The sequence below is a fragment of the Streptococcus sp. 4886 genome (assembly GCF_013276485.1).
In the GTDB taxonomy this organism is placed as follows: domain Bacteria; phylum Bacillota; class Bacilli; order Lactobacillales; family Streptococcaceae; genus Streptococcus.
The window spans coordinates 80,910-106,838 of the sequence record NZ_VMLD01000007.1 but is presented as its reverse complement, the minus strand read 5'-3'; the positions used below and the strand labels follow the sequence as shown (position 1 = coordinate 106,838).

Sequence of the window (25,929 nt, the reverse complement as noted above, 5' to 3'; positions counted from 1 at the left end):
GAATGAAAAAAGAACAAATTCCCAATCTCTTAACAATAGGTCGAATTCTCTTTATACCTATTTTTATCTTTATTTTAACAGTAGGAAATTCGATAGAGAGTCATATAGTGGCGGATATTATCTTTGCTATTGCCAGTATTACAGATTATTTAGACGGATATTTAGCTCGTAAATGGAATGTGGTCAGTAATTTCGGTAAATTTGCAGATCCTATGGCGGATAAACTACTAGTTATGTCGGCTTTTATTATGTTGATTGAGCTAGGTATGGCTCCGGCTTGGATTGTTGCAGTGATTATCTGTCGAGAGTTAGCTGTGACAGGTTTAAGGCTGTTACTGGTTGAAACTGGAGGAACAGTTTTAGCAGCAGCAATGCCTGGAAAAATTAAAACTTTTAGTCAGATGTTTGCGATTATTTTCTTGCTATTACATTGGACTTTGCTTGGTCAAGTTCTACTTTATGTAGCCTTATTTTTCACTATCTACTCTGGCTATGATTATTTTAAGGGTAGTGCCTATGTATTTAAAGGGACATTTGGTTCGAAATGAAATCAATAATTGATGTAAAAAATCTTTCTTTTCGTTATAAGGAAAATCAGGAATACTATGATGTGAAGGATATTACGTTTCACGTGAAACGTGGAGAATGGCTTTCGATTGTAGGACATAATGGTAGTGGTAAATCAACGACGGTTCGCTTAATTGATGGTTTACTGGAAGCAGAATCCGGAGAGATTGTAATTGATGGCAAACGGCTGACTGAGGAAAATGTTTGGAATATACGTCGTCAAATCGGTATGGTTTTTCAAAATCCAGATAATCAATTTGTTGGAGCGACTGTTGAAGATGATGTAGCCTTTGGTTTGGAAAATCAGGGACTTTCTCGTCAAGAAATGAAAAAGAGAGTGGAAGAAGCTCTGGATTTGGTTGGCATGTTGGACTTTAAAAAGAGAGAGCCAGCGCGTCTATCAGGTGGCCAAAAGCAACGTGTGGCCATTGCAGGTGTTGTAGCCCTAAGACCAGCTATTTTAATCTTAGATGAAGCAACAAGTATGTTGGATCCTGAGGGACGTAGAGAACTGATTGAGACAGTAAAAGGAATTCGGAAAGACTATGATATGACGGTCATTTCCATTACCCATGATTTGGAAGAAGTTGCCATGAGTGATCGTGTGTTGGTCATGAAAAAAGGGGAAATTGAATCAACCAGTAGCCCAAGAGAACTTTTCTCTCGAAATGATTTAGATCAAATTGGATTAGACAATCCTTTTGCTAATCAATTAAAATATTCTTTGAGCCAGAATGGCTATGATTTACCTGAAAATTATTTGACAGAAAGTGAGCTAGAGGATAAGCTATGGGAATTGCTCTAGAAAATGTGAGTTTTACATATCAAGAAGGTACTCCCTTAGCTTCAGCAGCTTTGTCGGATGTTTCTTTGACGATTGAAGATGGTTCTTATACAGCTTTAATTGGGCACACAGGTAGTGGCAAATCAACTATTTTACAACTCTTAAATGGTTTATTGGTGCCAAGTCAAGGGAGTGTGAGGGTTTTTGATACCTTAATCACCTCGACTTCTAAAAATAAAGATATTCGTCAAATTAGAAAACAGGTTGGCTTGGTATTTCAGTTTGCTGAAAATCAGATTTTTGAAGAAACGGTTTTGAAAGACGTTGCTTTTGGACCGCAAAATTTTGGAGTTTCTGAAGAAGATGCGGAGCAGATTGCGCGTGAGAAACTGGCTCTGGTTGGAATTGATGAATCACTTTTTGATCGTAGTCCGTTTGAGCTATCAGGTGGACAAATGAGACGTGTCGCCATTGCAGGCATACTTGCCATGGAACCAGCCATATTAGTCTTAGATGAGCCCACAGCAGGCCTAGATCCCCTGGGAAGAAAAGAGCTGATGAATTTGTTCAAAAAACTCCACCAGTCAGGGATGACCATTGTCTTGGTAACGCATTTGATGGATGATGTTGCTGAATATGCGAATCAAGTCTATGTAATGGAAAAGGGACGTTTAGTGAAGGGGGGAAAACCAAGTGATGTCTTTCAAGATGTTGTCTTTATGGAAGAAGTGCAGTTGGGAGTACCTAAAATTACGGCCTTTTGTAAACGATTGGCTGATAGAGGCGTGTCATTTAAACGATTACCGATTAAGATAGAGGAGTTCAAGGAGTCGCTAAATGGATAGTATGATTTTGGGACGTTATATCCCAGGGGATTCGATTGTTCACCGATTGGATCCACGTAGCAAATTGCTTGCTATGATGTTACTGATTTTAATCGTTTTCTGGGCTAATACTCCCTTGACGAATTTAATTCTTTTTATAGCGACAGGGATATTTATTGCCTTGTCAGGAGTATCTCTTTCATTTTTTATTCAGGGCTTGAAGTCTATGTTTTTCTTGATTGCCTTCACAACTATTTTTCAACTATTTTTCATTTCTAATGGGAATGTTTTATTTGAGTTTTCGTTTGTGAGAATCACGGATTATGCTTTGCAACAAGCTGGAATTATTTTTTGTCGCTTTGTATTGATTATTTTCTTTTCAACTTTGTTAACCTTAACGACCATGCCCTTAAGTTTGGCCTCAGCTGTCGAAGCTTTGTTAGCGCCTTTAAAGCGTGTGAAAGTTCCAGTTCATGAAATTGGATTGATGCTGTCCATGAGTCTACGTTTTGTCCCAACCTTGATGGATGATACGACGCGGATTATGAATGCACAGAAAGCGCGTGGAGTGGATTTTGGTGAAGGAAGCATTGTTCAAAAGGTGAAGGCTATGATTCCAATTTTGATTCCTCTTTTTGCAACAAGTTTAAAACGTGCAGATTCTTTAGCTATCGCTATGGAAGCGCGTGGTTATCAGGGTGGAAAAGGCAGAAGTCAATACCGACAATTGGAATGGACTCGAAAGGATACGCTGACTATTCTTGTTATTCTCGTACTTGGTTGTTGCTTATTTTTCTTAAAATCTTAGTAGCATTTAAAGAATTGATTAAAAGTTACTGTAACAGTTTTTGATATAAAGGTAGGGATATGAACCGTTTTAAAAAATCAAAATATGTCATTATTGTTTTTGTCACTGTTCTGCTTGTATCAGCTCTCTTGGCGACGACTTATTCAAGTACAATTGTGACAAAATTAGGAGATGGAATTTCATTGGTTGATAGGGTTGTACAAAAACCTTTTCGGTGGTTTGATTCTGTCAAATCAGATTTGGCTCATTTGACACGAACATATAATGAAAATGAAAGTTTGAAGAAACAGATTTACCAGTTAGAAGTCAAATCAAATGAGGCGGAAAGTTTAAAGACAGAAAATGAACAATTGCGCCAATTGCTTGATATGAGGTCTAAATTGCAAGCCACAAAGACTTTAGCAGCAGATGTTATTATGCGTTCTCCGGTATCTTGGAAGCAGGAGTTGACCTTAGATGCAGGTAGATCAAAAGGTGCTTCTGAGAACATGTTAGCTATTGCAAATGGTGGCTTGATTGGGAGTGTTTCAAAAGTGGAGGACAACTCTACTATGGTCAACCTTCTGACAAATACGGAAAATACTGATAAGATTTCTGTTAAAATTCAACACGGCACTACTACAATTTATGGAATTATTGTTGGCTACGACAAGGAAAATGAAGTTCTTAAAATTAGTCAATTAAATAGTAATAGCGATATTAGTACAGGCGATAAGGTGACAACGGGTGGATTAGGAAACTTTAACGTTACGGATATTCCTGTTGGTGAAGTGGTTGCCACAACGCATAGTACAGACTATTTGACACGAGAAGTAACTGTTAAATTGAGTGCAGATACTCATAATGTGGATGTGATAGAATTAGTGGGGAATTCATAATGAGACAGTTGAAGCGGGTTGGAGTGTTTTTATTGCTCCCTTTCTTTGTTCTAATTGACGCCCATATTAGCCAGCTTCTGGGCTCATTTTTCCCCCATGTACATTTAGCTAGTCATTTTCTGTTTCTATTTCTCTTGTTTGAGACGATAGAAGTATCAGAGTATCTCTACCTAGTCTATTGTTTTGTGATAGGCTTGGTTTACGATGTTTACTTTTTCCATCTAATAGGGATTGCAACTCTCTTATTTATCTTATTGGGAGCCTTTCTTCATAAATTGAATAGTGTTATTTTGTTGAATCGTTGGACACGAATGCTCTCTATGATTGTCCTGACCTTCCTGTTTGAAATGGGTAGTTATCTTTTGGCTTTTATGGTAGGGCTGACAGTGGATAACATGTCGATTTTTATAGTCTATAGCTTGGTACCGACGATGATTTTAAATTTTTTATGGATTACTGTTTTTCAATTTATTTTTGAAAAATATTATCTATAAGAACGACATATAAATGTAACAAAGGCGTAATATTTATTGGAGTTTTTTTTGGTATACTAGTATTGTCTTAAACAGAAGGAGTATTTATTAACCATGAAGAAAAAAATCTTAGCCTCGCTTTTATTAAGTACAGTAATGGTTTCCCAGGCAGCAGTATTGACGACTGCCCATGCAGAAACGACTGATGACAAAATTGCTGCTCAAGATAATAAAATTAGTAACTTAACAGCACAACAAGAAGAAGCACAAAAACAAGTTGATCAAATTCAGGAGCAAGTATCTGCTATTCAAGCAGAGCAATCTAACTTGCAATCTGAAAATGATAGATTACAAGCAGAATCTAAGAAACTCGAGGGTGAGATTACAGAACTTTCTAAAAACATTGTTTCTCGTAACCAATCTTTGGAAAAACAAGCTCGTAGTGCTCAAACAAATGGAGCCGCAACTAGCTACATCAATACAATCGTAAACTCAAAATCAATTACAGAAGCTATTTCACGTGTTGCTGCAATGAGTGAAATCGTATCTGCGAATAACAAAATGTTAGAACAACAAAAGGCAGATAAAAAAGCTATTTCTGAAAAACAAGTAGCAAACAATGAAGCAATCAATACTGTAATTGCTAATCAACAAAAATTGGCAGATGATGCTCAAGCATTGACTACTAAACAGGCAGAACTAAAAGCTGCTGAATTGAGTCTTGCTGCTGAGAAAGCGACAGCTGAAGGGGAAAAAGCAAGTCTATTGGAACAAAAAGCAGCAGCTGAGGCAGAGGCACGTGCAGCTGCGGCAGCAGAAGCAGCTTATAAAGAAAAACAAGCTAGCCAACAACAATCAGTACTTGCTTCAGGTAATACAAACCTAACAGCACAGGTACAAGCAGTATCTGAATCTGCAGTAGCACCTGTTCAGGCTAAAGTACGTCCAACATATAACACGGATGCCTCAACTTATCCAATTGGAGAATGTACCTGGGGAGTTAAAACATTAGCACCTTGGGCTGGAGACTATTGGGGTAATGGAGCACAGTGGGCCACAAGTGCAGCAGCAGCAGGTTTCCGTACAGGTTCAACCCCTCAAGTTGGAGCAATTGCATGTTGGAACGATGGTGGATATGGACACGTAGCGGTTGTTACAGCTGTTGAATCAACAACACGTATTCAAGTATCAGAATCAAACTATGCAGGTAATCGCACACTTGGAAACCACCGTGGATGGTTTAATCCAACAACGACTTCTGAAGGTTTTGTGACATATATTTATGCAGACTAATTACAGAGGGACTCGAATAGAGCCCTCTTTTTCAGTTTTTACCAGAGACAATAACTATTAAAAATTATATCAAAATAGCTTGAAAATATTGGAAAAGTATGGTAAAATGAAAATTGTCGTGTGAACGATAATACTCATTCTTGATGAATTGTGAAGCAGTTGCTCTTGGGTCGTTTTGCGAGTTGAAGTCAAGAAGAGGAAAAAAACAAAAAGGAGAAATACTCATGGCAGTAATTTCAATGAAACAACTTCTTGAGGCTGGTGTACACTTTGGTCACCAAACTCGTCGCTGGAACCCTAAGATGGCTAAATACATCTTTACAGAGCGTAACGGAATCCACGTTATCGACTTGCAACAAACTGTAAAATACGCTGACCAAGCATACGACTTCATGCGTGATGCGGCAGCTAACGATGCAGTTGTATTGTTCGTTGGTACTAAGAAACAAGCAGCTGATGCAGTTGCTGAAGAAGCAGTACGTTCAGGTCAATACTTCATCAACCACCGTTGGTTGGGTGGAACTCTTACAAACTGGGGAACAATCCAAAAACGTATCGCTCGTTTGAAAGAAATCAAACGTATGGAAGAAGATGGAACTTTCGAAGTTCTTCCTAAGAAAGAAGTTGCACTTCTTAACAAACAACGTGCACGTCTTGAAAAATTCTTGGGTGGTATCGAAGATATGCCTCGTATCCCAGATGTGATGTACGTAGTTGACCCACATAAAGAGCAAATCGCTGTTAAAGAAGCTAAAAAATTGGGAATCCCAGTTGTAGCGATGGTTGACACAAACACTGATCCAGATGATATCGATGTAATCATCCCAGCTAACGATGATGCTATCCGAGCTGTTAAATTGATCACAGCTAAATTGGCTGACGCTATCATCGAAGGACGTCAAGGTGAGGATGCAGTAGCAGTTGAAGCAGAATTTGCAGCTTCAGAAACTCAAGCAGATTCAATTGAAGAAATCGTTGAAGTTGTAGAAGGCGACAACGCTTAATTCATAATAAATAGTAATTACCTAGGAGGGCGGGGCTTAGCCCGGCTCTCCTATTTTTAAAAAATATAGGAGAATCAAAATGGCAGAAATTACAGCTAAACTTGTTAAAGAGTTGCGTGAAAAATCTGGTGCTGGTGTTATGGACGCTAAAAAAGCATTGGTTGAAGTGGAAGGCGATATCGAAAAAGCGATTGAATTGCTTCGCGAAAAAGGTATGGCAAAAGCAGCTAAGAAAGCTGACCGTGTTGCTGCAGAAGGTTTGACTGGTGTTTATGTTGACGGTAACATTGCAGCAGTTGTTGAAGTAAATGCTGAAACTGACTTCGTTGCGAAAAACGCTCAATTTGTTGAGTTGGTAAACGCAACAGCTAAAGTAATCGTTGAAGGAAAACCAGCTAATAACGAAGAAGCTCTTGCTTTGACAATGCCTTCAGGTGAAACTCTTGAAGCTGCATACGTATCTGCAACAGCGACTATCGGAGAAAAAATCTCATTCCGTCGCTTTGCTTTGATTGAAAAAACAGATGCACAACACTTCGGAGCCTACCAACACAACGGTGGACGTATCGGTGTTATCTCTGTAATCGAAGGTGGAGACGAAGCACTTGCTAAACAATTGTCAATGCACATCGCAGCGATGAAACCAACAGTTCTTTCTTACAAAGAATTAGATGAACAATTCGTTAAAGATGAGTTGGCACAATTGAACCACGTTATCAACCAAGATAACGAAAGCCGTGCAATGGTTAACAAACCAGCTCTTCCACACTTGAAATATGGATCAAAAGCACAATTGACTGATGATGTTATTGCTCAAGCTGAAGCTGACATCAAAGCTGAATTGGCTGCAGAAGGCAAACCAGAAAAAATCTGGGACAAAATCATCCCAGGTAAAATGGATCGCTTCATGCTTGACAATACTAAAGTTGACCAAGCTTACACACTTCTTGCACAAGTTTACATCATGGATGACAGCAAGACAGTTGAAGCATATCTTGAATCAGTTAACGCTTCAGTAGTTGAGTTCGCTCGCTTTGAAGTTGGTGAAGGTATTGAGAAAGCTGCAAACGACTTTGAAGCTGAAGTTGCAGCTACAATGGCAGCAGCCTTGAATAACTAATTATAGAAAGGAAGTAAATTTGCTTCCTTTTTTCTATGCAGTCGATCCTTATAGGGAGAACTTCCTATTTTCAAGGTAAAAATAAAAAGCCCTATAATAAGGGCCAATTGTATTTAGGAGACTAAACTTCAAATTCATAGAGTGCTGTAGAGAGATAACGTTCACCGTTATCTGGTGCTAGAGCAAGGACCTTTTTACCTGTACCTAATTTTTTGGCAACCTCGATGGCTCCGTAGATAGCTGCAGCTGAAGAAATCCCTACAAGGAAGCCTTCTTTTCCACCAATTTCATGTCCGAGTGCAAGAGCATCATCTGATGTTACACGAACAATACCATCATAGGCGTTTGTATCAAGTGTATCAGGAATAAATCCAGCTGAGATACCTTGAATTTTGTGAGGACCAGGTTTTTCACCAGATAGAATAGCAGATTCATCTGCTTCTACTGCAAAAACTTGAATACTTGAATTTGCTGATTTGAGTGCATGAGAAACACCAGAAATTGTTCCACCGGTACCCACTCCAGCAACAAAGGCATCTAGTCCATCTTTACCGAAAGCAGCTAGTATTTCAGCTCCTGTTGTTCTTTCGTGTACCTCTGGATTTGCTGGGTTGTCAAATTGAAGAGGAAGGAAACCATCACGTTCAGCAGCGATTTCTTGAGCTTTGGCAATAGCACCCTTCATTCCTTCGCTACCAGGCGTAAGGACGAGTTCAGCACCATAGGCTTGGATGATCTTACGTCGTTCTACACTCATAGTTTCAGGCATAACGATGACGACTTTATACCTTTTAGCAGCACCTACCCATGAAAGTCCAATACCAGTGTTTCCACTTGTTGCTTCAACAATAGTAGAACCAGGTTTTAGAATACCGTCTTGTTCAGCTTTTTCAATCATGCTAAGAGCAATACGGTCTTTTACAGAAGAACCAGGGTTAAATGCTTCAAGTTTTACATAGACATCTGCAGCACCTTCTGGCACAATGTTGTTGAGTTTAACAATCGGAGTTTGACCGATTAGTTCAGTAATGTTGTTATAAATAGACATATGAATACCTCTTTGTATAAGATATTTCTAGTATAACGCTAACTATACCATTTGTAAAATATAGAAATCCTATCGGAGCGATAGGATTTTTTTATATCATAGGTCTAAGCCATTAATTTTAAGAGATTGTGTTAGGCTAATTCTAGTAAATAGGTGTAAAGGAGAACGCTATCCATTTTCTTTTTGAATTGCTTCATTTTCTAGTATATTTTGGTACGCATCTTTTTATTTTGCTAATTAAAGTAGCGGTGGAAATATCAGTGAAACACTGTATTATCCATTGTTTACACTAAGTTTACAGGAACTTCAACTTCTCGTAAACCTTGATCAGTTAAAGTGACTTTTCCATAAAAAAACTCCACAAGTGCAGATTTAATAGTTTCTTTTTCTTCTTTATCAACATAAATCATCGTATCGACTTGATCTGTAAAGTTTGTATCCAGCTCCATGAGATTATGTTCTTTAAGAAAGTTACTGTACTCTTGGTACTGAGCATAAGACATTTGAATAGCAATGCCAGCCTGTTCTTTTATTTCAATGATACCAATTTCTTTGACAGCTAAGGCAACACTGCCGGCGTAAGCACGAATGAGTCCTCCAGCGCCTAGTTTAATGCCACCAAAGTAGCGTGTCACTACCACACAGACATTGGTGAGGTTGTGATTTTCTAGTACCCCTAGCATGGGAACGCCAGCAGTACCACTGGGCTCACCATCATCACTTGTACGTTTAATTTCACTACGTTCCCCAATAATAAAGGCCGAGCAGTTATGCGTCGCTTTGTAGTGTTCTTTTTTGATGGTGGTAATGAAGTCACGAGCCTCTTCTTCGCTATAAACACGCTTGCCATGACAGATAAAGCGGGATTTTTTGATTTCTTCTTGGACTTGTCCGTCCTCTTTAATTGTTCTAAATTCCATGATTTAATTGTACTAAAAAATCATCTAAAGCGCTAGGTTTTTACGAATAAAGAAGTATGAAAGTAAATCCAAATTATCTTGGTCGCTTGTTTACTGAGAATGAATTAACAGAAGAAGAACGTCAGTTGGCGGAGAAACTTCCAGCAATGAGAAAGGAGAAGGGGAAGCTTTTCTGTCAACGTTGTAATAGTACTATTCTAGAAGAATGGTATTTGCCCATCGGTGCTTACTATTGTCGGGAATGCTTGCTGATGAAGCGAGTCAGGAGTGATCAAGCTTTATACTATTTCCCACAGGAGGATTTTCCGAAGCAAGATGTTCTTAAATGGCGTGGTCAATTAACTCCCTTTCAAGAAAAAGTGTCAGAGGGATTGATTCAAGCAGTAGACAAGCAAGAGCCAACTTTAGTTCATGCGGTGACAGGGGCTGGAAAGACAGAAATGATTTATCAAGTAGTAGCTAAAGTGATCAATGCGGGTGGTGCAGTATGCTTGGCTAGTCCTCGCATAGATGTTTGTTTGGAGCTGTACAAGCGCCTGCAAGATGATTTTGCTTGCGATATATCTTTACTACACGGAGAATCAGAGCCGTATTTTCGAACACCACTAGTTGTTGCGACAACCCATCAGTTATTGAAATTTTATCAAGCTTTTGATTTGCTGATAGTGGATGAAGTAGATGCTTTTCCTTATGTTGATAATCCAACACTTTACCACGCTGTCAAGAATAGTGTAAAGGAGAATGGACTGAGAATCTTTTTAACAGCGACTTCGACCGATGAGTTAGATAGAAAGGTCCGTTTAGGAGAATTGAAACGATTGAGTTTGCCTAGACGATTTCATGGAAATCCGTTGATTATTCCTAAGCCAGTTTGGTTATCGGATTTTAATCGCTATTTGGATAAGAATCGTTTGTCACCAAAGTTAAAGTCTTATATTGAGAAGCAGAGAAAGACAGCTTATCCGTTGCTTATTTTTGCATCAGAAATTAAGAAAGGGGGGCAGCTAAAAGAAATCTTACAGGAGCAATTTCCAAATGAGAAAATTGGTTTTGTGTCTTCTGTCACAGAAGATCGATTAGAGCAGGTGCAAGCTTTTCGAGATGGAGAACTGACAATACTTATCAGTACGACAATCTTGGAGCGTGGAGTTACCTTCCCTTGTGTGGATGTTTTCGTAGTAGAGGCCAATCATCGTCTGTTTACCAAGTCTAGTTTGATTCAGATTGGTGGACGAGTTGGACGAAGCATGGATAGACCGACAGGAGATTTGCTTTTCTTCCATGATGGGTTAAATGATTCAATCAAGAAGGCGATTAAGGAAATTCAGATGATGAATAAGGAGGCTGGTCTATGAAGTGCTTGTTATGTGGGCAGACTATGAAGAGTGTTTTAACTTTTAGTAGTCTCTTACTTCTGAAGAATGATGCCTCCTGTCTTTGTTTAGATTGTGATTCTACTTTTGAAAGAATTGGGGAAGAGAACTGTCCAAACTGTATGAAAATAGGATTGTCAACAAAGTGTCAAGATTGTCAATTTTGGTGTAAAGAAGGAGTTGAGGTTAGTCATGGAGCGATTTTTACTTACAATCAAGCTATGAAGGATTTTTTCAGTCGGTATAAGTTTGACGGAGACTTCCTTTTAAGAAAAGTGTTCGCTTCATTTTTAAGTAAGGAGTTGAAAAAGTACAAAGAGTACCAATTTGTTGTAATTCCCCTAAGTCCTGATAGATATGCTAACAGAGGATTTAATCAGGTTGAGGGCTTGGTCAATGCAGCAGGATTTAAGTACCTGGATTTGTTAGAGAAAAGAGAAGAACGAGCCAGTTCTTCTAAAAGTCGCTCAGAGCGCTTGGCGACAGAACTTCCTTTCTTTATTAAAAGTGGAGTCCGCATTCCTAAGAAAATCCTACTTATAGATGATATTTATACTACAGGAACAACTATAAATCGTGTGAAGAAACTGCTGGAAGAAGCTGGTGCTGAGGATGTAAAAACATTTTCCCTTGTAAGATGAGGAAAAAATTTGCAAAAATAGAATGAAAGCGTTATAATAAAATCATAAAAACAAAAATGTTTAGAAAGAAGGTACTCATATGATTAAATATAGTATCCGTGGTGAAAACCTAGAAGTAACAGAAGCAATTCGTGATTATGTAGTTTCTAAACTCGAAAAGATCGAAAAGTACTTCCAGCCAGAACAAGAGTTGGATGCCCGAATTAACTTAAAAGTTTATCGTGAAAAAACAGCTAAAGTGGAAGTAACGATTCCGCTTGGATCTATTACTCTCCGCGCAGAAGATGTGTCTCAAGATATGTATGGTTCAATTGACCTTGTAACTGATAAAATTGAACGTCAGATTCGTAAAAACAAAACAAAAATCGAGCGTAAAAATAAAAATAAGGTAGCAACTAGTCAATTATTTACAGATGCTTTGGTGGAAGATTCAAATGTTGTCCAGTCTAAAGTTGTTCGTTCAAAACAAATTGATTTAAAACCAATGGATTTGGAAGAAGCTATTCTACAGATGGATTTGTTGGGACATGATTTCTTTATCTATGTGGATGTTGAAGATCAGACAACCAATGTGATTTATCGTCGTGAGGATGGCGAGATTGGCTTGTTAGAAGTTAAAGAATCTTAAGAAAAATGAAATATAAAAAGTGGTTTACTTTCGGGTAAATCACTTTTTATATTTCAAGGAAGAGGGAGTTTGTGTAGCTAATTGAAATTAGAGTTGAACGTCTTAGGTGCTAAAATATTGCTAGTAATTGGATTGAATTTCCTAGTCAATTTGTTTAGATTTTATTTCACTATATAAAGCGACTGTGTTTAGTTTAAGTATTTTTTATCTATTTTGTCTTTTGTAATACAAGTAGCTATGAGGAGTAATAGATATCTAAATAATTACTGAGACTTTAGAGGGTGTGTAGATTGTAGAATGGAAGTTTGGAAGAAAAAGTTATTGCTCATATAAGAGAGATGGCTTGTCTCTATGGATAAATTTTCAAAAAGTAAGTGGAAGAACTATCTATAAATTCAACTTATAGCTCTATTCATTTTTATTAAGTAGACAAAATACTGGTTGAAGCGATAGAATGGACTTGTCAACAAATAGCGAGCAATAAAATGTAAGCGTTCTTAAAATAAAAGAAGGAGTCATAACTATGGCAACAAAACAAGAAATTTTACGTGAACTATATCCTGAGGATCTCTTTCATTACGCTGATGGTTTAACATTAGGGGAAGCTGAAGTACTACAAGAAACTCGTCGTTTGATTGAAAAACATCTACGTCCAGTTATCAACGAATACTGGGAAAAACCTGATTTCCCATTTGAGGAATTTTACGCTGTCGCTAAGGGTGCTCAAATCATGAACAATCCAAAATTGTTTGAAGGGCGTGAAGGAAGTTATAAACCATCTGAATTGTATATTACCTTTTTATATCTAGAACTAGCTCGCTTCGATGCTTCAATCGCAACTTTCTACACAGTTCATGGGGGACTTTGCTATAACACTATTTTATTGGGTGGGGATGAAAGACAACAGAAAGAATTTCTTCCTAAGTTGGCTTCATTTGACTGGCAAGGATGTTTTGCCTTAACAGAACCGCTTTCTGGTTCTGATATCGCTGGTGGTCTATCAACAACTGCTGAGCGTGTTGGAGATAAGTGGATTTTGAACGGAGAAAAGCGTTGGGTTGGTGGTTCAGATACAGCAGATGTTGTTCCTGTATTTGCTCGTGATGTGGCAGACGGTAAGGTGAAATGTTTTATTGTCCGTAAAGGTGCCCCTGGCTACCATGCAGAGCCTATTCCACATAAGATTGCACTGCGTTGTATCCGCAATGGTCATATTACAATGAAGAATGTAGAAGTTCCAGACTCAGATCGTTTGGTTAACATCAATGGATTTGGAGATGTAGCACGTATTCTAACATTTACTCGTGCCGATGTAGCGCATATTGCTATGGGAGTAACATGTGGTTCATATGTGGCAGCTCTTAAATATGCAAAAGACCGTCAACAGTTTAAACGTCCGATTGCCAAATTCCAAATTGTTCAAGAAAAATTAGCTAGAATGCAAGCCAATGCTGTAGCAGCTCTTGCATATTCAACTCGTATTGCTGAAATGCAGGAAGAGAGTAATGAGTTGATGCTCAATTCTGCTCTAGCGAAAATGCATAACTCCTTAGTAATGCGTGAAACAGTAGCTCTTGCGCGTGAAACATGTGGTGGTAATGGTATTACTTTGGAAACAGATGTGGCACGATTCTTTGCAGATGCGGAATCAATCTATACTTATGAAGGTTCGCACGAAGTCAATGCTTTGATTGTAGGTCGTGAAATTACTGGATTGGGTGCATTTGTTTAATAGAACTAGGACGATTGAAGGGTTTGTTTTCAATCGTCCTTGCTTCATAACGTGATTTACTTAGAATAAAAAGGAGAAAAAATGATCTCAAATGTAATGATAATTGGCTCTGGTCAGATGGGAAGTGGTATTGCTCAAGTATTTGCTCAAGCTGGATTTACGGTTTATTTGAATGATATCAAAGAAGAATTTGTTCAACGAGGATTGAATAACATAACAAAACAGTTGGAACGTTCGGTTGAAAAAGGACGTCTATCTGCAGATGAGAAAGACAAAGTGGTTGCCAATTTAATTCCTTCTACTTCATACGAAGACGCGAAAAATGTACAATTGGTTATCGAGGCTGCGACTGAAAATCGTGATATTAAACTCAGTATATTTAAACAATTGGACGAAATCACAGATTCTAAAACAATTCTAGCATCAAATACTTCCTCTCTATCTATCACAGATATTGCAGCCGCAACTAAGAACCAAGAACGTGTGATTGGAATGCACTTTTTTAATCCTGCTCCAGTGATGAAATTAGTTGAAGTGATTAAAGCTTTGCAGACTTCGGATGAAGTAGTGGCAGAAATCCGTGAACTTACAAAGAAAATTGGAAAAACTCCTGTTGATGTTAAAGATTCTTATGGATTTGTAGTAAACCGTGTATTGATTCCTATGATCAATGAAGCTATTTATATCTTAGGAGAAGGAGTTGCTAGTGCTGAAGAAATAGATGAGGCAATGAAACTAGGTGCGAATCATCCTATTGGTCCCTTAGCTTTGGCCGATTTGATTGGATTGGATGTTTGCCTTGCAATTATGGGTGTTTTGAACCAAGGATTTGGTGATCAAAAATACCGTCCTGCTCCTCTTTTGAAGAAAATGGTAGAGGCTGGAAAATTGGGACGTAAGTCAAAAGAAGGGTTCTTTACTTACTAGAAAAAATGGAGGTAGTCATGAAAGATGTAGTTATTGTATCGGCGGTACGTACTCCTTTGGGTTCCTTTGGAGGAAGCTTGAAGAATATTTCAGCTGTCGAATTGGGCTCTTTGGTAATTAAGAGTGTTTTGGAAAAAGCGAATATTAAATCAGAGCAGGTAGATGAAGTGATCATGGGGAATGTCCTAGGCGCAGGTTTAGGTCAAAACGTGGCTCGCCAAATGAGTATTCATGCAGGACTCCCTGAATTTACACCAGCTTTTACTATCAATAAGGTTTGTGGTTCAGGTTTGAAGGCAGTACAATTGGCTGCTCAAGCTATTCAGTGTGGGGATGCTGATATTATCGTAGCTGGTGGGGCAGAAAATATGAGTCAAGCTCCATACGTATTGCCAAACTTCCGCTGGGGAGGACGTATGGGAGACTCTAACGTTGTTGATACCATGATTAAAGATGGGTTGTCTGATGCCTTCAACGAATATCATATGGGGATTACAGCTGAGAATGTGGCTGAAGAATATGGTATTAGCAGAGATGATCAAGATGCTCTTGCTTTAGAATCACAAAAAAGAGCAGTGGCAGCTATAGAATCTGGACGCTTTAAAGAAGAAATTGTTCCAGTGGTCATTCCGCAACGTAAAGGAGATCCGGTTGTCTTTGATACAGACGAATTTCCTAGAAAAGATGCCAGCTTGGAAAGCTTGTCTAAGTTACGTCCTGTTTTCAAAAAAGACGGTTCTGTTACGGCGGGGAATGCTTCTGGTATCAATGATGGAGCAGCAGCTGTCTTGGTCATGAGTGCTGACAAAGCTGAAGAATTAGGACTTCCAGTGATTGCTCGCATTCGTTCTTATGCAAGCGCAGGTTTAGATCCTAAGATTATGGGATGTGGACCGATTTATGCGACACGCAAGGCTCTTGAAAAAGGCAATTTGACAGTTGATGATCTTGACTTGATTGAGTCAAATGAAGCCTTTGCCGCCCAGGCTTGTGCGGTTGGTAAAACGCTTGGTTTCAATACAGATATTGTCAATGTTAACGGTGGTGCTATTGCTCTTGGTCATCCAATCGGGGCTTCAGGTTGTCGTATCCTAGTGACTCTTGTACATGAGATGATGAAGCGCGATGTCAAAACTGGATTAGCGACTCTATGTATTGGAGGCGGTATGGGCACAGCTCTTATCGTTGAACGCTAATGAACTATTTATGTCGTATGTCTTTCTTTTAATATACCATTATTAAATAGAGTTTTATTTGGAAACTGATAATTCTTATACCTTATCACGCATGCTCTTCATGATGCTGCGTGATAAGGTATTTTTGATAGTGTAAGTTAGTAGCAGTCATGGAACATAGATTAAATTAAGATCTAAGTCTGCTGGATAATAATTGTAGTAGAGCTGTTAGGAATAGGTGTTTAAGAAGTAGCTGCTACATTTGAAACAAGAATTTAATAATTTAATTTTTGAATTCAAATCAATTTATAATAGTTTAGAAATGATATTGCACTAGTCCAGATTCACTTCGCTATATATTTTCCTAGACTTAAGGTAGTTGATATTGTTGAAATGAACTATTTTTTAATGGTCATATATGTATTTATGTGATTGCTATCGTTCATTTGATGGGGATTATTTGAAGCAAAATCAAACTATAAGCTGTACTTATAGGATTATAAACTAAGATTAAGTAGACGGATTGATTTAAATGAGTTATCATAAAAATGTAAGCTCTTACATTTGGTATCGGTATTTGTTGACACTGTACTCTGTACTCAAAAAAATTAAGTAGGAGCAGAATAATGAGTAAAACAGTTTTATTAGAGCAGAAGAATGGGATTGGTTACCTTACAATAAATCGTCCAGCAGCTTTGAATGCTTTAAGTTCAGAAGTTTTGACTGACTTAAATCATGTTTTAGACGAAATTGAAGCAAGTGATGATATTCGTGTTGTGATTGTGACTGGACAAGGTGAAAAAGCATTTGTTGCAGGAGCGGATATCAAAGAGATGGATCAAATGTCTCCTATCCAAGCACATGATTATATGACCTATGCTAATGATACGTTTACCCGTCTATCTGAACTAACGCAACCAACTATTGCAGTTCTAAACGGTTATGCTTTAGGAGGTGGTTTGGAATTAGCCCTATCAACAGATATTCGTATTGGTTACGAAAAGACCACTGTAGGATTTCCAGAGGTAGGCCTAGGTATTATTCCAGGATTTGCTGGAACACAAAGAATGTCTCGCTTAATTGGTACCAGCAAGACAAAAGAACTAATTTTTACTGCTAGAATGGTTAAAGGTCAAGAAGCCTATGAATTAGGCATCTTGAATAAATTGGTGGCAGCTGAGGAATTGTTGACAGCAGCTGAGGAATTGGCAGTCTCTATTATGAAAAACGCTCCTTTGGCAGTTGAAAAAGCCAAGCATATTATTCAAGTTGGATCAGAACTCCCACTGAAAAATGCGATTCGATTAGAAACAGAAGCTGAAGCTCTCCTCTTCTCAACAGAAGATAAGGTAGAAGGAATGCGCGCTTTTGTTGAGAAACGCAAAGCTGAGTTTCAGCGTAAATAGAAAGAGGAGATAGAAGATGCAAGTTGTAACATTATCGGATGCAATTTCCTTGATTCACTCAGGAGATAAAGTAGGAATTTCAGGTTTTCTTGGAGTAGGGGAACCACTTGAATTAATTGAAGAATTGGTTTCTCAAAACCAGCAAGATTTGACATTGGTATCAGTCGTAACATCTCAACCTGGTAAGGAAGTCGGTGTGGGGCGTCTTTGTGAAAATCACCAAGTTAAAAAATACATTGCAGCTCACGTAGGAACGTCTGCAGCAGCTCAACACGAGTATTTCAGTGGAAATATGGAAGTTGAATTTACTCCAATGGGAACTGTTGTTGAACGATTACATGCAGCTGGAGCTGGTCTAGGAGCAGTATTGACACCAACAGGTGTAGGTACTATTTTGGAAAAAGATCAGGAGAAGGTTACTCGCAATGGAAAAGAATATTTAATTTATGATCCATTGAAGATTGATGTAGCTTTGATTAAGGCTACGAAGGCAGACAAGTATGGAAACTTATACTTGGACGGTACGACAAAAAATATTTCACTTCAGCTAGCTTTGGCAGCTAATACAGTCATTGTAGAAACTAATGAGTTGTTAGAAGTGGGAGAAATTGATCCTAATGATATTTACATCCCAGGTATCCTTGTCGATTATGTTGTTCAGGGATTGTCTCCAGAAGAGCATCATAAAATGATGGGTGATTTGTGGACAGAGACTAAGAAACTTGCGGGGGTAAACTAAAATGAAGGCAAAAGAAATTATTGCAAGACGTGTGGCGCTTGAGTTTAAAGATGGGGATGTTGTGAATCTGGGATTTGGTATTCCAAATGCATCTGCCGATTATATCCCTGAGGGAGTTAATGTCATTCTTCAAGCAGAAAACGGAGCTCTTCGTTTTGGGGAAACCCCTACCAAAGATGGATACAATGCAAACTTGGCAAATTCGGGAGGTGCCCCAATCACCTTGTTGCCAGGAGCCGCCTTGTTTGATTTGCAAACATCTTTTGCGATTATTCGTGGAGGTCATGTGGATGCTACAGTATTAGGTGCACTTGAAGTGAGCCAAGACGGTAGTATCGCAAACTGGATTATTCCAGGTAAGTTTGCCCCAGGTATGGGTGGTGCTATGGACTTACTTGTTGGAGCAAAACGTGTTATTGGTGCGATTCAACATACGACAGGGGATGGTCAATCAAAATTGTTGAAAGAGTGTACCCTTCCTTTGTCAGCTAAAGGAGTATTGGATTTGATTATTACTGATTTAGCTGTTTTTGGAATCCAAGATGGTAAATTCTTATTGAAGGAATTAGCTCCTGGTGTGACTTTAGAGGAAGTCCTTGAAAAGACAGACGGAGATGTTATTGTTTCAGATGATTTGAAAATCATGCCTATTTGATAATGAGCAATCGGTAGGAAGATATTTTTTTCATAGTGTGGTATGATATATATTGATAACTTTTGTAAGCGATTTATAAATGAGAGTGCAATAGTTATCTAACAGACTATACCTAATGAAAAGAGGTTGAAAGATTTCTAAATTATATGATTTGCTATAAGATTTAATTATTGGGTAGCTTGTATAAATAACGGAGATAGAACTGAGCTTGTGTTAGTTTAGAGTTTCCTGTTTGCGTATAAGTTTGGTGAAAAAGATAGTATCTATAGTAGCGAAGGAAAGAGAGGTGATTGGCCAGTGGATATTATTCAAATGAATTATTTTATCAATATTATAGAATGTGGATGTAATCTTTCCATTGCTGCGAAAAAAATCCACATCAGTCAGTCTGCCTTAAGTCAGTTTGTAACAAATTTTGAAGCGACTGAAGGGGTTCAGTTATTTCATAGAAAAAATGGGAGATTAGAAAGTCTCACTGGAGCTGGAAGAAAGATTTATCGGTTTGCTACTGAGATTGTGAATCGTCATGAAGAAATGCTTTCCATGATTCATAGTGAAGCGCAAAAACAAAAAGGGACAATAAACCTTGGAATTCCATCCTTGATTTTACGTGTGTATTTTGCTAGTTTGCTTCCACAATTTTTCAAAAATAACCCTCATATCCATATACAAGTGACAGAAGGAGGGGGAAAAGAAATTCGTCAAAAAATGACGGAAGGAGATTTGAGCCTAGCATTTTTGATTGAGCCTACTTTGTTGGATACAAAGAAGTTTGATCAGCATATTATCCAACTGGATGAGTATGTTGCTTATATGGATAAAAATCATCCACTTTCAGATAAAGGATTGCTGGAATGGTCAGATATATCTGACTATGAGATAGCAACCTTTAATAAGTCCTTTACTACTTATGATTTGGTTACTGAAAAATTCGCTTCACAGGGAATTTCTCCTAAATTTGCTTATCTTTCCTCTACATGGGACTTTTTGGTTGAGTCAACTTACCAAACGGACTTAATCGCGATTTTACCTAAACCGATTAGCCATCTAGTAGATAGTAGTCGCTTTAAAGCAGTGACTTTTAAAGATCCGATTCCATTTAATATTTGGTTTTGTAGACCATATAAACCTTCCTATAGTGAGGTTGAATCATATGTTTACGAAGAGCTATTGAGGGATTATTACCAACCTGTTGCTGATAATTAAATTGAGGTGAAGATGATGATTGATAATAATGCCTTGGAGCATGAACTGGATGCAGAGTTACGGAATTTACTTTTACCCTATTTGAGGAACAGGGAGGATGAAAATCAATTTCCGAGAGAGTTACTCTCTAAATTTATTGATAAATATAATATTTTTTCCTCTTGTGTAGATAGTCAGCTTGATGGGGCGACTGTACCTTTTCTAACTCTTATTCGTCTGATTGCAAAGTATTTTCCAGCATTTTCTACAATTTTATTGACTCAAGCTTACTATGGAATCTACCCTTTTATGCGCTTTGGAACCATAGACCAGCAGTCTCATTATCTTGAATCATTAGTAAAAGGTGAGAGATTAGTAGGCTTGGGATTCTCTGAAGGAAAATCCATGGAAAGTTTGTCAGTAATTGAAACTACTGCTGCGAAAACAGCTACTGGTTGGCGTTTATCAGGTGAAAAATCAATTGTGTCTAATTGTCGATTTGCTGATATTTTATTGATCCTTGCGAAGATAGAAGCAGATGGGGGAAAAGATTCTTTTGGTTTTTTCATAGTCGATACAAGAGATCCAGGTGTTGTTATTGGTGATGACATTAGCAAACCAGGTCTAAAGGGGTTACCCATCAGTTCTGTTGCCTTTGACAATGTGCTTCTGACGCAAGACAGATTATTGGGTTTGAGCTTATCAGGTGCTGAACAATTGAATGATATTCTTCAAAAATTACAGCTTGGTCTTAGTGCAGTCTCCCTCGGAGTTGCTGAAGGTGCATTTGAAAAAGGATTGTCTTTTGTGAAAGTTAAACGTGGGTTTGGCAAGCGTTTACTAGATGCAACTGTTTATCAGTATCAGTTTGCAGACTTGTATACAAAATTGTGTTCAGCAAAAGCGTATTTTAATTCGTATCAAGATAACATGAGAGATGCACTTTTGTTTGTATGTCAGATTAAACTTTATACAACAAAAGTTGCCTTGGAGATTTCTGAGGATATTATTCGGTTGATGAGCCCTCTGCATACTGTGGAAGATATTCCCATTGACCGGTATTTAAAAGATGCTAAAACGCTTGAAATGTATGGTAAATCAGGAGATTCGATTCGCAAGCGAATTGCCTGTCAGTGGCTAAAGGAGTAAAGAATGACAAATCTCACACTACAGGAATACCAGTTCCATGATATGAAGTTGACTTGGCTACGTGGTGCAGATAAATTAACTGATGCAGGAACACTTTTTGGCCCTGTTCCTAAAGTTGTATGGTCGCGCTATTATCCAACCAATGAGGATAATATGATGGCTGAGCTAACAGATCCAATTTTGATTCAATATAAGGAGAAAAATTACCTTATTGATACTAGTTTTGATACAGCTAAATTATCAGAAAAACAAAGACGAAATTTAGGTATTTTATCAGAGAGCAGGGTTGAGGAGAGTTTGGAACTCTTAGGATTGACTACTAGTCAGATTGATGTTGTTCTCATGACTCATATGCATCATGATCATTCAGGTGGTTTGACCTATAGGGATGTCTCTGGAGACTTGGTATCCAAGTATCCCAAAGCAAAAATCATTGTAAACGATGTCGAATGGTATGAAATGCGAAATCCTAATAATCGGACAAAAGGCACTTATCTTAGAGAAAACTGGGAACCAATTGAAAAGCAAGTAACAACTTTTTCAGAATACATTAATGTGATTCCAGAAATTCAAATGATTCGTACGAGTGGTCATAGTAATGGTCATAGTATTATTCTATTGAAACAAGGAAAGGATACGATGATTCATATGGGAGATTTGATGTTGACACATGTTCATCGGAATTCTCTGTGGGTTCCTGCAGTGGATGATTACCCTATGAAATCAATCTTGGCAAAAGAGAAGTGGCTCCGTCAAGCTTTTGAAAATGACTATAAATTTTTCTTTTATCATGATCAATTTTTAGCAGTCGCCCAGTTTGATAAAGAAGGTAAAGAATTTGTAGATTATGTGCCACGCTCTCGACCTCCAATAATTCCTTTTACAGATAGGCAAGATCGCAAACCAATTTTTTTAGGATAGTCGTATATAAGGAGACAAATGATTTCATTTTCTTGTTGACTTGGATCAGGTGGGATGACTACCCATACGCCAACAAGAAGCAACAGAAAATAAAGGAGTATTCACATGTCTATTACAAAACTTTTACAAATTAAATATCCAATTTTTCAAGGAGCTATGGCTCAAATTTCTCATTATCAATTAGCTGCAGCTGTATCAGAAGCTGGGGGATTGGGAATTATTGCCTCCGGTGGGATGACTGGAGAACAGTTACGTGAAGAAATTCGTGAGTTAAGAAAGTTGACAGATAAGCCTTTTGGTGTCAATATTATGTTGATGATGAAGAATATCAAAGATATTGTTACAGTTATTATCGAAGAAAAAGTACCTGTTGTTACAACTGGGGCGGGAACACCAAAACATGTCATGCCTTATTTGAAGGAAGCTGGAATTAAGGTTATTCCAGTTATTGCTAGTGTGAAACATGCTCAAAAAATGCAAGAACTCGGAGTTGATGCTGTTATTGCAGAAGGTTCAGAAGCAGGTGGTCACATCGGAGAAAGTAATACTATGGCTCTTATCCCGCAAATTGTAGATGCTGTTACGATTCCTGTTATCGCAGCAGGAGGAATTGCGGATGGTAGAGGGCTAGCTGCAGCCATTGCTTTAGGAGCAGCAGGTGTACAGATGGGAACTGTTTTTCTAGCTTCAGATGAGTGTCCGATTGCTACAGAGTACAAAGAAGCAGTTTTGGAGGCAAATGACACGGCAACTGCTGTTACTGGACGGATTGCTGGGGCACCAGTTCGTTGCATCCGAAATGCCATGACTGATCATTATATTGAATTAGAGCAAAAAGGAACTAACCGTGAGGAATTAGAGGAAATTACTATCGGATCTCTTTCTAAAGCGGTTTATGAAGGAGATACAGAAAATGGTTCAATGATGAGTGGTCAGATTGCGGGGTTAGTCAAAGAAATCAAACCTTGTAAGTTTATTATAGAGTCTATTGTAAGCCAAGCTCAAGAAAGATTGAAAGGTCTTCAGATAGAAGTTGGAGAATAGTCTCTTTTAGTTAAAGAAACTATCGTTAATGAAGAAAATAGAGGATGACTACTTCTTCCTCTATTTTTTATGTTCAAATCAAGAAGAAATAGAGACTGAATGTATAAACTCACAGCTAAACTGTTAATGCTAATAGCCATAAACTTCTTTAAAAGTCGCTTTTTGAGGGTTATTATGGTATAATGGGTGCCAAGAGGTTTGGAATGAAAAAATTTTATGTAAGTCCAATTTTTCCTATTCTAGTAGGATTGATTGCGTTTGGAGTCTTATCCACTTTCATTATTTTTGTTAATAATAATCTGTTGACGCTTTTAATTTTGTTTCTTTTTGTAGGAGGCTATGTTTTTTTATTTAAGAAACTGAGAGTGCATTATACAAGGAGTGATGTAGAACAGATACAGTATGTAAACCACCAAGCGGAAGAAAGTTTGACATCTCTATTGGAACAGATGCCTGTAGGTGTTATGAAATTGAATTTATCTTCTGGAGAGGTTGAGTGGTTTAATCCCTATGCTGAATTGATTTTGACCAAGGAAGATGGCGATTTTGATTTGGAAGCTGTTCAAACGATTATCAAGGCTTCAGTAGGAAATCCGTCTACTTATGCCAAGCTGGGTGAGAAGCGTTATGCTGTTCATATGGATGCTTCTTCCGGTGTTTTGTATTTTGTAGATGTATCCAGGGAGCAAGCCGTAACAGATGAATTGGTAACAAGTCGACCAGTGATTGGGATTGTCTCTGTGGATAATTATGATGATTTGGAGGATGCAACTTCTGAGTCAGATATTAGTCAAATCAATAGTTTTGTAGCTAATTTTATATCAGAGTTTTCAGAAAAATACATGATGTTTTCTCGTCGGGTAAGTATGGATCGATTTTATCTATTTACGGACTATACGGTGCTTGAGGGCTTGATGAATGATAAATTTTCTGTTATTGATGCTTTCAGAGAAGAGTCGAAACAGAGGCAGTTGCCCTTGACCTTAAGTATGGGATTTTCTTATGGCGATGGAAATCATGATGAAATAGGGAAAGTTGCTTTGCTTAACTTGAATTTGGCTGAAGTACGTGGTGGCGACCAGGTGGTTGTCAAGGAGAATGATGAAACGAAAAATCCAGTCTACTTTGGCGGTGGGTCGGCTGCGTCCATCAAGCGCACTCGTACCCGTACTCGATCAATGATGACAGCCATATCTGATAAGATTCGTAGTGTGGATCAAGTGTTTGTAGTTGGACATAGAAATTTAGATATGGATGCCTTGGGCTCTGCTGTAGGTATGCAGTTATTCGCCAGCAATGTGATTGAAAATAGCTATGCTCTTTATGATGAAGAACAAATGTCTCCAGATATTGAACGAGCTGTTTCATTCTTAGAAAAAGAAGGAGTTACGAAGTTGTTGTCTGTTAAGGATGCAATGGGGATGGTGACCAATCGTTCTTTGTTGATTCTTGTAGACCATTCAAAGACAGCCTTAACATTATCAAAAGAATTTTATGATTTGTTTACACAGACCATCGTTATTGACCACCACAGAAGGGATCAGGATTTTCCAGACAATGCAGTTATTACTTATATCGAAAGTGGTGCAAGCAGTGCCAGTGAGTTAGTAACAGAATTGATTCAGTTCCAGAATTCTAAGAAAAATCGTCTGAGTCGTATGCAGGCAAGTGTTTTAATGGCTGGTATGATGCTGGATACTAAAAATTTCACCTCACGAGTGACTAGTCGGACATTTGATGTTGCTAGCTATCTCAGAACGCGCGGAAGCGATAGTATTGCTATCCAAGAAATCGCTGCGACAGATTTTGAAGAATATCGTGAGGTCAATGAACTGATTTTACAGGGGCGTAAATTAGGTTCAGATGTATTGATAGCAGAGGCTACGGACTCGAAATGCTATGATACAGTTGTTATTAGTAAGGCAGCAGATGCCATGTTAGCTATGTCAGGTATTGAAGCGAGTTTTGTTCTTGCGAAGAATACACAAGGATTTATCTCTATCTCAGCTCGCAGTCGTAGTAAGCTGAATGTACAACGGATTATGGAAGAGCTGGGAGGTGGAGGCCACTTTAATTTGGCAGCAGCTCAAATTAAGGATTCAACCTTGTCAGAAGTAGGTGAAAAACTGACAGAGATTGTATTAAATGAAATAAAGGAAAAGGAGAAAGAAGAATGAAAGTAATCTTTTTAGCAGATGTCAAAGGAAAAGGTAAAAAAGGCGAAATTAAGGAAGTACCAACAGGGTATGCGCAAAACTTTCTTATCAAAAAGAATCTAGCCAAAGAAGCAACTGCTCAAGCTGTAGGTGAACTTCGTGGTAAACAAAAATCTGAAGAAAAAGCTCATGCTGAGATGATTGCAGAAGCAAAAGCAATTAAAGCCCAATTAGAAGCAGAGGAAACTATTGTAGAATTTGTTGAAAAAGTTGGTCCAGATGGTCGTACCTTTGGTTCGATTACCAATAAGAAAATTGCAGAAGAATTGCAAAAGCAATTTGGAATTAAGATTGATAAACGTCATATTCAAGTACAAGCTCCGATTCGAGCAGTTGGTTTGATTGATGTACCAGTGAAAATCTATCAAGATATTACAAGTGTAATCAATCTTCGTGTGAAAGAAGGATAAGTTTACACC

Annotated in this window: 26 protein-coding genes; 24 read left to right on the top strand and 2 right to left on the bottom strand. The window is 38.1% G+C overall.

Annotated features, from left to right (window positions below; all coding sequences use genetic code 11):
• The first annotated feature begins 2 nt into the window (after positions 1 to 2).
• The 9 genes from pgsA (at position 3) to tsf (ending at position 7,751) form a co-directional block, all read left to right on the top strand.
• Positions 3 to 548 (top strand): CDP-diacylglycerol--glycerol-3-phosphate 3-phosphatidyltransferase, encoded by a 546-nt coding sequence (gene pgsA, locus HT679_RS03265; RefSeq protein ID WP_173212958.1) that lies wholly within the window; start codon positions 3 to 5, stop codon positions 546 to 548.
• The gene (locus HT679_RS03260; RefSeq protein WP_173212956.1) at positions 545 to 1,372 is read left to right on the top strand and encodes an energy-coupling factor ABC transporter ATP-binding protein; all 828 of its coding nucleotides are present in this window, start codon (positions 545 to 547) and stop codon (positions 1,370 to 1,372) included. The genes pgsA and HT679_RS03260 overlap by 4 nt, the downstream gene beginning before the upstream one ends.
• The gene (locus HT679_RS03255; RefSeq protein ID WP_173212954.1) at positions 1,357 to 2,196 is read left to right on the top strand and encodes an energy-coupling factor transporter ATPase; all 840 of its coding nucleotides are present in this window, start codon (positions 1,357 to 1,359) and stop codon (positions 2,194 to 2,196) included. The genes HT679_RS03260 and HT679_RS03255 overlap by 16 nt, the downstream gene beginning before the upstream one ends.
• Positions 2,189 to 2,983, top strand: a complete 795-nt coding sequence (locus tag HT679_RS03250; protein ID WP_023940631.1) for an energy-coupling factor transporter transmembrane protein EcfT — start codon at positions 2,189 to 2,191, stop codon at positions 2,981 to 2,983. The genes HT679_RS03255 and HT679_RS03250 overlap by 8 nt, the downstream gene beginning before the upstream one ends.
• A gap of 59 nt (positions 2,984 to 3,042) precedes the next feature.
• Entirely contained in the window at positions 3,043 to 3,861 is an 819-nt protein-coding gene (gene mreC / locus HT679_RS03245) for a rod shape-determining protein MreC (RefSeq protein ID WP_173212952.1), read from the top strand.
• Positions 3,861 to 4,355: a rod shape-determining protein MreD gene (gene mreD, locus HT679_RS03240; RefSeq protein WP_061654453.1), complete on the top strand. Its 495-nt coding sequence runs from the start codon at positions 3,861 to 3,863 to the stop codon at positions 4,353 to 4,355. Before mreC ends, mreD begins: the two co-directional genes overlap by 1 nt.
• A gap of 93 nt (positions 4,356 to 4,448) precedes the next feature.
• Positions 4,449 to 5,627 (top strand): CHAP domain-containing protein, encoded by a 1,179-nt coding sequence (locus HT679_RS03235; protein WP_173212950.1) that lies wholly within the window; start codon positions 4,449 to 4,451, stop codon positions 5,625 to 5,627.
• A 224-nt stretch (positions 5,628 to 5,851) separates the two neighbouring features.
• Positions 5,852 to 6,631, top strand: coding sequence for a 30S ribosomal protein S2 (gene rpsB, locus HT679_RS03230; protein ID WP_000268466.1), 780 nt, complete (start codon positions 5,852 to 5,854; stop codon positions 6,629 to 6,631).
• Between the two features lie 79 nt (positions 6,632 to 6,710).
• Positions 6,711 to 7,751 (top strand): translation elongation factor Ts, encoded by a 1,041-nt coding sequence (tsf, locus tag HT679_RS03225; protein ID WP_173212948.1) that lies wholly within the window; start codon positions 6,711 to 6,713, stop codon positions 7,749 to 7,751.
• A 121-nt stretch (positions 7,752 to 7,872) separates the two neighbouring features.
• On the opposite strand, the gene cysK is transcribed toward tsf, so the two are convergent.
• Positions 7,873 to 8,799 (bottom strand): cysteine synthase A, encoded by a 927-nt coding sequence (gene cysK, locus HT679_RS03220; protein WP_173212946.1) that lies wholly within the window; start codon positions 8,797 to 8,799, stop codon positions 7,873 to 7,875.
• Between the two features lie 284 nt (positions 8,800 to 9,083).
• Positions 9,084 to 9,719 (bottom strand): YigZ family protein, encoded by a 636-nt coding sequence (locus HT679_RS03215; RefSeq protein WP_173212944.1) that lies wholly within the window; start codon positions 9,717 to 9,719, stop codon positions 9,084 to 9,086.
• A 56-nt stretch (positions 9,720 to 9,775) separates the two neighbouring features.
• Here HT679_RS03215 and HT679_RS03210 point away from each other — a divergent pair, with 56 nt between their 5' ends.
• From HT679_RS03210 to rplI, 15 genes are all read left to right on the top strand, one after another.
• Positions 9,776 to 11,074 (top strand): DEAD/DEAH box helicase, encoded by a 1,299-nt coding sequence (locus HT679_RS03210; RefSeq protein ID WP_173212942.1) that lies wholly within the window; start codon positions 9,776 to 9,778, stop codon positions 11,072 to 11,074.
• Positions 11,071 to 11,733: a ComF family protein gene (locus HT679_RS03205; RefSeq protein ID WP_173212940.1), complete on the top strand. Its 663-nt coding sequence runs from the start codon at positions 11,071 to 11,073 to the stop codon at positions 11,731 to 11,733. Before HT679_RS03210 ends, HT679_RS03205 begins: the two co-directional genes overlap by 4 nt.
• Before the next feature lie 79 nt (positions 11,734 to 11,812).
• On the top strand, positions 11,813 to 12,361 hold the full coding sequence (gene raiA, locus HT679_RS03200) for a ribosome-associated translation inhibitor RaiA (protein ID WP_050073478.1): 549 nt from the start codon (positions 11,813 to 11,815) through the stop codon (positions 12,359 to 12,361).
• Between the two features lie 523 nt (positions 12,362 to 12,884).
• Positions 12,885 to 14,093 carry an acyl-CoA dehydrogenase family protein gene (locus HT679_RS03195; RefSeq protein ID WP_173212937.1) on the top strand — a complete coding sequence of 403 codons (1,209 nt, stop codon included), beginning with the start codon at positions 12,885 to 12,887 and terminating at the stop codon, positions 14,091 to 14,093.
• Positions 14,094 to 14,174: 81 nt separating this feature from the next.
• Positions 14,175 to 15,020, top strand: a complete 846-nt coding sequence (locus HT679_RS03190) for a 3-hydroxybutyryl-CoA dehydrogenase (RefSeq protein WP_050242833.1) — start codon at positions 14,175 to 14,177, stop codon at positions 15,018 to 15,020.
• Positions 15,021 to 15,037: 17 nt separating this feature from the next.
• Positions 15,038 to 16,216 (top strand): acetyl-CoA C-acetyltransferase, encoded by a 1,179-nt coding sequence (locus HT679_RS03185; RefSeq protein WP_173212935.1) that lies wholly within the window; start codon positions 15,038 to 15,040, stop codon positions 16,214 to 16,216.
• 605 nt (positions 16,217 to 16,821) lie between these two features.
• Positions 16,822 to 17,601 (top strand): enoyl-CoA hydratase-related protein, encoded by a 780-nt coding sequence (locus HT679_RS03180; RefSeq protein WP_050242831.1) that lies wholly within the window; start codon positions 16,822 to 16,824, stop codon positions 17,599 to 17,601.
• A gap of 16 nt (positions 17,602 to 17,617) precedes the next feature.
• On the top strand, positions 17,618 to 18,340 hold the full coding sequence (locus HT679_RS03175; protein WP_050242830.1) for a 3-oxoacid CoA-transferase subunit A: 723 nt from the start codon (positions 17,618 to 17,620) through the stop codon (positions 18,338 to 18,340).
• 1 nt (position 18,341) lies between these two features.
• Positions 18,342 to 18,995 (top strand): 3-oxoacid CoA-transferase subunit B, encoded by a 654-nt coding sequence (locus HT679_RS03170; RefSeq protein WP_050242829.1) that lies wholly within the window; start codon positions 18,342 to 18,344, stop codon positions 18,993 to 18,995.
• Positions 18,996 to 19,292: 297 nt separating this feature from the next.
• Entirely contained in the window at positions 19,293 to 20,201 is a 909-nt protein-coding gene (locus tag HT679_RS03165; RefSeq protein ID WP_173212933.1) for a LysR substrate-binding domain-containing protein, read from the top strand.
• Positions 20,202 to 20,216: 15 nt separating this feature from the next.
• Positions 20,217 to 21,329: an acyl-CoA dehydrogenase family protein gene (locus tag HT679_RS03160; protein ID WP_173212931.1), complete on the top strand. Its 1,113-nt coding sequence runs from the start codon at positions 20,217 to 20,219 to the stop codon at positions 21,327 to 21,329.
• Between the two features lie 3 nt (positions 21,330 to 21,332).
• Positions 21,333 to 22,250 (top strand): MBL fold metallo-hydrolase, encoded by a 918-nt coding sequence (locus tag HT679_RS03155; protein WP_050242826.1) that lies wholly within the window; start codon positions 21,333 to 21,335, stop codon positions 22,248 to 22,250.
• Between the two features lie 105 nt (positions 22,251 to 22,355).
• Positions 22,356 to 23,294, top strand: a complete 939-nt coding sequence (locus HT679_RS03150) for a DUF561 domain-containing protein (RefSeq protein WP_050242825.1) — start codon at positions 22,356 to 22,358, stop codon at positions 23,292 to 23,294.
• Between the two features lie 203 nt (positions 23,295 to 23,497).
• Positions 23,498 to 25,471 carry a DHH family phosphoesterase gene (locus HT679_RS03145; RefSeq protein ID WP_173212929.1) on the top strand — a complete coding sequence of 658 codons (1,974 nt, stop codon included), beginning with the start codon at positions 23,498 to 23,500 and terminating at the stop codon, positions 25,469 to 25,471.
• Entirely contained in the window at positions 25,468 to 25,920 is a 453-nt protein-coding gene (rplI, locus tag HT679_RS03140) for a 50S ribosomal protein L9 (RefSeq protein ID WP_000864213.1), read from the top strand. Before HT679_RS03145 ends, rplI begins: the two co-directional genes overlap by 4 nt.
• Positions 25,921 to 25,929: the final 9 nt, after the last annotated feature.

Excerpts from the sequence above, each read along its gene's own strand:
- pgsA (WP_173212958.1), top strand. The coding sequence starts at position 3 with ATGAAAAAAGAACAAATTCCCAATCTCTTAACAATAGGTCGAATTCTC.
- HT679_RS03145 (WP_173212929.1), top strand. The coding sequence starts at position 23,498 with ATGAAAAAATTTTATGTAAGTCCAATTTTTCCTATTCTAGTAGGATTG.
- HT679_RS03170 (WP_050242829.1), top strand. The coding sequence starts at position 18,342 with ATGAAGGCAAAAGAAATTATTGCAAGACGTGTGGCGCTTGAGTTTAAA.
- HT679_RS03260 (WP_173212956.1), top strand. The coding sequence starts at position 545 with ATGAAATCAATAATTGATGTAAAAAATCTTTCTTTTCGTTATAAGGAA.
- HT679_RS03215 (WP_173212944.1), bottom strand. The coding sequence starts at position 9,719 with ATGGAATTTAGAACAATTAAAGAGGACGGACAAGTCCAAGAAGAAATC.
- HT679_RS03255 (WP_173212954.1), top strand. The coding sequence starts at position 1,357 with ATGGGAATTGCTCTAGAAAATGTGAGTTTTACATATCAAGAAGGTACT.
- HT679_RS03210 (WP_173212942.1), top strand. The coding sequence starts at position 9,776 with ATGAAAGTAAATCCAAATTATCTTGGTCGCTTGTTTACTGAGAATGAA.
- mreC (WP_173212952.1), top strand. The coding sequence starts at position 3,043 with ATGAACCGTTTTAAAAAATCAAAATATGTCATTATTGTTTTTGTCACT.
- HT679_RS03175 (WP_050242830.1), top strand. The coding sequence starts at position 17,618 with ATGCAAGTTGTAACATTATCGGATGCAATTTCCTTGATTCACTCAGGA.
- HT679_RS03205 (WP_173212940.1), top strand. The coding sequence starts at position 11,071 with ATGAAGTGCTTGTTATGTGGGCAGACTATGAAGAGTGTTTTAACTTTT.
- HT679_RS03250 (WP_023940631.1), top strand. The coding sequence starts at position 2,189 with ATGGATAGTATGATTTTGGGACGTTATATCCCAGGGGATTCGATTGTT.
- HT679_RS03160 (WP_173212931.1), top strand. The coding sequence starts at position 20,217 with ATGATTGATAATAATGCCTTGGAGCATGAACTGGATGCAGAGTTACGG.
- HT679_RS03150 (WP_050242825.1), top strand. The coding sequence starts at position 22,356 with ATGTCTATTACAAAACTTTTACAAATTAAATATCCAATTTTTCAAGGA.
- rplI (WP_000864213.1), top strand. The coding sequence starts at position 25,468 with ATGAAAGTAATCTTTTTAGCAGATGTCAAAGGAAAAGGTAAAAAAGGC.
- raiA (WP_050073478.1), top strand. The coding sequence starts at position 11,813 with ATGATTAAATATAGTATCCGTGGTGAAAACCTAGAAGTAACAGAAGCA.
- HT679_RS03185 (WP_173212935.1), top strand. The coding sequence starts at position 15,038 with ATGAAAGATGTAGTTATTGTATCGGCGGTACGTACTCCTTTGGGTTCC.
- HT679_RS03195 (WP_173212937.1), top strand. The coding sequence starts at position 12,885 with ATGGCAACAAAACAAGAAATTTTACGTGAACTATATCCTGAGGATCTC.
- HT679_RS03235 (WP_173212950.1), top strand. The coding sequence starts at position 4,449 with ATGAAGAAAAAAATCTTAGCCTCGCTTTTATTAAGTACAGTAATGGTT.
- HT679_RS03155 (WP_050242826.1), top strand. The coding sequence starts at position 21,333 with ATGACAAATCTCACACTACAGGAATACCAGTTCCATGATATGAAGTTG.
- HT679_RS03180 (WP_050242831.1), top strand. The coding sequence starts at position 16,822 with ATGAGTAAAACAGTTTTATTAGAGCAGAAGAATGGGATTGGTTACCTT.
- rpsB (WP_000268466.1), top strand. The coding sequence starts at position 5,852 with ATGGCAGTAATTTCAATGAAACAACTTCTTGAGGCTGGTGTACACTTT.
- tsf (WP_173212948.1), top strand. The coding sequence starts at position 6,711 with ATGGCAGAAATTACAGCTAAACTTGTTAAAGAGTTGCGTGAAAAATCT.
- cysK (WP_173212946.1), bottom strand. The coding sequence starts at position 8,799 with ATGTCTATTTATAACAACATTACTGAACTAATCGGTCAAACTCCGATT.
- mreD (WP_061654453.1), top strand. The coding sequence starts at position 3,861 with ATGAGACAGTTGAAGCGGGTTGGAGTGTTTTTATTGCTCCCTTTCTTT.
- HT679_RS03190 (WP_050242833.1), top strand. The coding sequence starts at position 14,175 with ATGATCTCAAATGTAATGATAATTGGCTCTGGTCAGATGGGAAGTGGT.